The 1,509-nt window shown below is 58.4% G+C and carries 1 protein-coding gene; it reads right to left on the bottom strand.

Annotated elements, in window-relative coordinates; genetic code table 11:
* Positions 1-73 precede the first annotated feature (73 nt).
* Positions 74-1,425 (bottom strand): IS3 family transposase gene (locus PAA8504_RS21640; protein WP_108896182.1). Its coding sequence is split into 2 segments (ribosomal slippage): positions 74-1,089 and positions 1,089-1,425, totalling 1,353 coding nucleotides; the frame shifts between segments, so codons are not numbered across the junction.
* Positions 1,426-1,509 lie beyond the last annotated feature (84 nt).

Below are 1,509 nucleotides of genomic sequence, written 5' to 3'. Positions count from 1 at the left end.
TGTCCGTCGTCAGATAATTTGGGACGTTTGAGCGCTTTCCAGACTGGAGGCTCTGGCTCACCGCTGATTGATGCTATGCGTTTTCAGTTTTGTGGCGCAAGCGCCGGGCGAGCATGGTTTTTCGTTTGATCTCCTCTCGCTGTTCCAGGATTTGGTCACCCCGGCCGTAATAGACGTCGGCTGGCGTCAGGTTCCCGAGGCTCTCATGGTATCGGCGGGTGTTGTAGTATTCGACGAACGCGCCGACCTGGCGTTCAAGATCCCCGGGCAGGAAGTAATGCTCAAGCAGGACGCGGTTCTTCATTGTTTGGTGCCACCGCTCGATTTTGCCCTGGGTCTGCGGGTGGTATGGCGCACCGCGGACGTGCTCCATGCCCTTGTCCTCGAGATAATCGGCCAAGTCGCCGGCGATGTAAGATGATCCGTTGTCGCTGAGCAGCCTTGGTTTGGCGATGACGGTCGCGCAGCCACAGCCCGAAGCCTTCAAGGCCAGGTCGAGCGTGGCGGTCACGTCCTCCGCTTTCATCGTCGTGCAGAGCTTCCAGGCGATGATGTACCGGCTGTGATCGTCGAGGATGGTCGAAAGGTAGAACCAGCCCCACCCCAAAACCTTGAGATAGGTGAAGTCGGTCTGCCAGAGTTCGTTGGGCCGTGTGGTCCTGTCTTTGAACTCATTAGCCGCCTTCATCACAATATGCGCCGGCGCCGTGATCAGGTCCGCGGCTTTCAGAATCCGGTAAACCGACGATTCAGAGACAAAATACTGTTTTTCATCGGTGTACTTCACCGCCAGCTCGCGGGGGGTCAGCTCTTCGTGCTCAAGGGCGAACTCGATGATGTCGGCCCGGGTCTCGTCCGGGAGCCGGTTCCAGACAGAGCCCGGGTGCGGCGCCACATCCTCCAACCCATCAAGCCCGTCCTCAGACCAGCGGTCATACCAGCGATAATAGGTCGTGCTGGGAATGCCGAGCATGGCCAGCGTCTGGCGCACCGGCAGATGCGAGGCTTCTACAGTGCGGATGATCTCAAGCTTTTCCGATGCGGAGCACCTCATGCCTCGTACTCCCCATCCCCGATCATGCTTTTTTTGAGAAGGCGGTTTTCGAGGGTCAGGTCGGCGACGACCTCCTTCAGTGCGGTCGCCTCCGACCGGAGTTCCTTGACCTCGGGCGAGGTCGCCTGACGGGCCGTATCCCCGGCCAGCCGCTGTTTGCCTGCCTCGAGGAATTCCTTCGACCACGTGTAGTACAGGCTCTCGCTGATCCCTTCACGGCGGCAGAGTGCGGCGATGCTTTCCTCACCGCGCAGGCCAGCCAACACGATCCTGATCTTCTCTTCGGCCGAGTACTGCTTTCGGGTCTTACGTTTGATCCCTTTGACCAGCTTATCAGCCGCGTCCTTCGATGTTCCGGATTTCTGGTTCATCTTCGCTCCTTAATGGCTGCGATGATCCAGAAATCCTCCGTTACGAAAACCTCAAATCTGTCCCATGAGTGCTGACGTCAGACA

This window comes from Palleronia abyssalis, assembly GCF_900302445.1.
In the GTDB taxonomy this organism is placed as follows: Bacteria; Pseudomonadota; Alphaproteobacteria; order Rhodobacterales; family Rhodobacteraceae; genus Palleronia; species Palleronia abyssalis.
This window is presented reverse-complemented; position numbering and strand designations above follow the sequence as displayed.